This is a genomic window from Qipengyuania sp. (genome assembly GCF_043423005.1).
Classification (GTDB): Bacteria; Pseudomonadota; Alphaproteobacteria; order Sphingomonadales; family Sphingomonadaceae; genus Qipengyuania.
This window is the reverse complement of record NZ_JBHWMI010000026.1, coordinates 1-4,019: the sequence shown is the minus strand read 5'-3', so window position 1 is coordinate 4,019 and position 4,019 is coordinate 1. Positions and strand designations below refer to the sequence as shown.

The 4,019-nt window shown below is 64.3% G+C and carries 5 protein-coding genes; 1 reads left to right on the top strand and 4 read right to left on the bottom strand.

Features of this window, described 5'->3' with window-relative positions; translation table 11 throughout:
- Positions 1-30: 30 nt before the first annotated feature.
- The 4 genes from ACHFFA_RS04485 to uvrB all read right to left on the bottom strand — a co-directional run bounded on the left by ACHFFA_RS04485 (position 31) and on the right by uvrB (position 3,405).
- Positions 31-579 (bottom strand): hypothetical protein, encoded by a 549-nt coding sequence (locus ACHFFA_RS04485; protein WP_394269648.1) that lies wholly within the window; start codon positions 577-579, stop codon positions 31-33.
- A gap of 33 nt (positions 580-612) precedes the next feature.
- Positions 613-837, bottom strand: coding sequence for a type II toxin-antitoxin system HicB family antitoxin (locus tag ACHFFA_RS04480; protein ID WP_394269647.1), 225 nt, complete (start codon positions 835-837; stop codon positions 613-615).
- Positions 834-1,088, bottom strand: coding sequence for a type II toxin-antitoxin system HicA family toxin (locus tag ACHFFA_RS04475; protein WP_394269646.1), 255 nt, complete (start codon positions 1,086-1,088; stop codon positions 834-836). Before ACHFFA_RS04475 ends, ACHFFA_RS04480 begins: the two co-directional genes overlap by 4 nt.
- 130 nt (positions 1,089-1,218) lie before the next feature.
- Positions 1,219-3,405 carry an excinuclease ABC subunit UvrB gene (gene uvrB, locus ACHFFA_RS04470; RefSeq protein WP_394269645.1) on the bottom strand — a complete coding sequence of 729 codons (2,187 nt, stop codon included), beginning with the start codon at positions 3,403-3,405 and terminating at the stop codon, positions 1,219-1,221.
- A gap of 93 nt (positions 3,406-3,498) precedes the next feature.
- On the opposite strand from uvrB, the gene ACHFFA_RS04465 reads away from it, so the two are divergent.
- Positions 3,499-4,019, top strand: a 521-nt coding sequence (locus tag ACHFFA_RS04465; protein ID WP_394269644.1) for a DUF3617 domain-containing protein, incomplete at its 3' end; no start/stop codon positions are given.

Sequence of the window (4,019 nt, the reverse complement as noted above, 5' to 3'; positions counted from 1 at the left end):
ATGCGGGGCCGCGGCAATTGCCGCAGGTGCTTACGCCGGACCTGCTGGCAGAACAGGCGCAGGGGACGACAGGCCCGCGCACCGGGCAATGAACGGCCCGGCAAGGCTGCCGGGATTGAGCACCAGCGTACCTGCACCGGGGATTGTCACTTCGACCCGGTTGCGCCCCGTCAGGACTTCGAGCCGGGTATCGCCGGCGGGGAAGGTACCCTGCCACACCCAGCCCCCCCCGCTCGGCATGGCATCGACGAACAGCCGTTCGACATGGCCGTTTCCGATCAGGGCCATCACCGCCTTGGCCTCCGCATCGGCCGGTGCATAACGGGTGATGACCAGCCGCCCTGCGTCGCAGGTCAACCCCATCAGCGGGGGTTTTCCCGGCTGGCCGTAAAGCAGCCGATCCGCCGTTCTCGGGCTGACCGCCCACAGCGCCCCCTCCACCTCGGGCGAGGCCAGAGGAGCGGAAGCGAAGCGACGCTCGTCCTGCACCTGCACCCGCGCGGCATAATCGTCCGACGCCGGGGGATTGCAGGCGGAAAGGATAGTGAAGGCAGCGGGAAGCAGCGCGCGCAACGTCATCTCATAAGAAGCTTCTGGCCGCTTGCTAGAATTTCAAGCGATGGCGTAGATGGCGGGCCGATAGCGTGGAGCGGGGATAGGCCACTGGCGCTCCTTAGCGACGTCAAGCCAACCCTGGATCGCATCGCCGATGTTGGCGAGCGCTTCGCTCCGCGTTGCGCCATGCGCGGAGCACGGCTTGAGATCGGGAACGTCCGCGATCCAGCAATCGTCTTCTGCCGACCAGAACAGATTGATATGGTAATGGGGCTCGCTCACGCTCCGATGTATAGGCCGTGTTCCTCGATCAGTTCAAGGAATTCGCGAACCTGATAGGGCTTCGCCTCCTTGCCGCTTCGTTGCACCGGAAGCGGCCGCGTGAGTTGCGGATGTACCCAGATCATATGGCTGCCCGTGGTCCGGCCATGTTCGAAGCCGAAGGCCCGCAACAGCTTCTCAAACTCCCGAAAAGTCAGAGACGATCCGGGACTAGCGAGAATTCTGGCGTAGAGCTTGTCGATACGGGTCATCTGGCACTCCGTCGGGCACAACTTGGCCCAAAAAAAAGGAGTGCCTCCCCCTTCGCCCCGTCAGCTTGAAGGGTATCGCCTTGGTGTCAAGTCTGGCCTGCGCAATTTTGCAAAGAAAAGAGATAAACCGCTACCTTCCCCATTTCCGCTGCGTCTTGCCATAGCGGGTCTTGCGCGTGCCCGGTTTGCCTTCGTTCGAGCGGCCGACCAGCGGGGCTTTCTTGTCGGGGTCGGGCAGTCCCAGTTCGTCGTTTTCCAGCCGGCGGATTTCGTCGCGCAGGCGGCCCGCTTCCTCGAACTCGAGATCGGCAGCGGCCTTGCGCATGCGCTTTTCGAGATCCTCGATATAGCCGCGCAGATTGTGGCCGACGAGGTTGTTGCGCTCGTCGTCGCCGGTGCCGACCGTCACCCCGTCGGCGGCAGCGGTGTGGGCGACGATGTCGGCGATCTGGCGGCGGATGGTCTGCGGCGTGATGCCGTGTTCCTCGTTGTATTCGCGCTGCTTCTCGCGCCGCCGCTCGGTCTCGGCCATGGCGCGTTCCATGCTGCCGGTGATGCGGTCGGCATAGAGGATCACGCGCCCGTCGACATTGCGCGCCGCCCGGCCAATGGTCTGGATCAGCGAGGTTTCGCTGCGCAGGAAGCCTTCCTTGTCGGCATCGAGGATGCAGACCAGCCCGCATTCGGGAATGTCCAGCCCTTCGCGCAGGAGGTTGATGCCGACGAGCACGTCATAGACCCCGAGCCTCAGGTCGCGGATCAGTTCGATGCGTTCCAGCGTCTCGACGTCGGAGTGCATGTAGCGCACTTTGACCCCGGCCTCGTGCATGAACTCGGTGAGATCCTCCGCCATCCGCTTGGTCAGGGTGGTGACGAGGGTGCGGTAGCCGAGCCTGGCGGTCTTGCGGCATTCCTCGATGCAATCCTGCACCTGATCCTCGACCGGCTTGATCTCCACCGGCGGGTCGATCAGCCCGGTGGGGCGGATGACCTGTTCGGCAAAGACCCCGCCCGATTGTTCCAGCTCCCACCCGCCGGGGGTGGCCGAAACCGCGATGGTCTGCGGGCGCATTGCATCCCACTCGTTGAAGCGCAGCGGGCGGTTGTCGATGCACGAAGGCAGGCGGAAGCCGTATTCGGCAAGGGTGATCTTGCGCCGGTGGTCGCCCTTGGCCATCGCGCCGATCTGCGGGATCGTCTGATGGCTTTCATCGACGAACAACAGGGCGTTCTCGGGCAGATACTCGAACAGCGTCGGCGGCGGTTCGCCGGGGAGGCGACCGGTGAGGAAGCGGCTGTAATTCTCGATCCCGGCGCAGCTGCCGGTGGCAGCGATCATCTCGAGATCGAAATTGGTCCGCTGTTCCAGCCGCTGGGCTTCGAGCAGACGGCCTTCCTCGTGCAGTTCCTTCAGCCGCTCCTCCAGCTCGAACCTGATCGCCTGGCTGGCCTGTTTCATCGTCGGGCCGGGGGTGACGTAGTGGCTGTTGGCGAACACGCGGACCCGGGGAAGAGTCTCGCCGGTCTTGCCGGTCAGCGGGTCGAACTCGCTGATGCTCTCGATCTCGTCACCGAAGAAGCTCACCCGCCAGGCGGTATCCTCGAGGTGGCTGGGGAAGATCTCCAGATTGTCGCCCCGCACGCGGAAGTTGCCGCGCGAGAAGCCGGCATCGTTGCGCTTGTACTGGAGGGCGACGAGCTTGCGGATGATCTCGCGCTGGTCCTGCGTGTCGCCGGTCTTGAGGTCGAAGATCATCGCCGAATAGGTTTCGACCGAACCGATGCCGTAGAGGCAGGAAACCGAGGCGACGATGATCACGTCGTCGCGTTCGAGCAGCGCGCGGGTGGCCGAATGGCGCATCCGGTCGATCGCCTCGTTCACCGAGCTTTCCTTCTCGATGTAGGTATCGGACCGAGGGACGTAGGCTTCGGGCTGGTAGTAATCGTAATAGCTGACGAAATACTCGACCGCGTTTTCGGGAAAGAAGCTCTTGAATTCGCCATAGAGCTGCGCGGCGAGGATCTTGTTGGGTGCCAGGATCAGTGCCGGGCGCTGCATCGCCTCGATCACCTTGGCCATCGTGAAGGTCTTGCCCGAACCTGTCACGCCCAGCAGCACCTGCGTCTGCTCGTCGGCGCGGGCGGCTTCGACCAGTTCGGCGATCGCGGTCGGCTGGTCGCCCGAGGGGGTATATTCGCTGACCAGCTTGAAGGGCCGTCCACCCATGGACTTTTCCGGGCGCAGCGGCTTGTGCGGGACGAAATCGCCGGTGGTGTCTGGTTCGTCGAGGCCGCGCCGGATTACAAGTTCTGCCATGCGCGCCATATGGGCGCCGCCCCCGCCGCGTGCAACGCGCAGCTTGCGCCGGTGGCGGCGGGTGCTAGCGTCGGCCGATCAACGGAGATTTCGATGCGCGCCCATGCTTTCCTTGCTGCCCCCCTGCTGCTGACGCTGGCCGCCTGCGGTGGCGGAGCCGATGATGCGGACGCCGACGGCGATGGCACCGTCTCGGCAGAAGAGGTGACCGCGGCAGCGGCCAAGGTCACACCGCTGCAACCGGGCCAGTATGCAATGACGACCGAACTGGTGGAGATCGTCGATCCTTCGTTGAGCACCGAGGAAATCGCGCAGGCCAAGGCCTTCCTCGGCGAGATGGGCAAGATGGCGCCCGCCCGCTGCCTTGCCGAGGACGATGCCCGCAACGGCATGGTCGGCATCGCGCAGAGCCTCCAGAACGGCGATTGCACCATCCGCAACCTGACTTCCGACGCTGGTGGCCTCAAGGCTCAGATGACCTGCAAGAACGCCGGCAAGGAAGCTGAAGTCGCGCTCGACGGCGTGTCGACCGGAACCACCTCGCAGATGACGATGACCGTGGTCGAACCGGGCGCGGGCGAGGGGCAGGACAAGCGCATGGTGATGAAGATCGG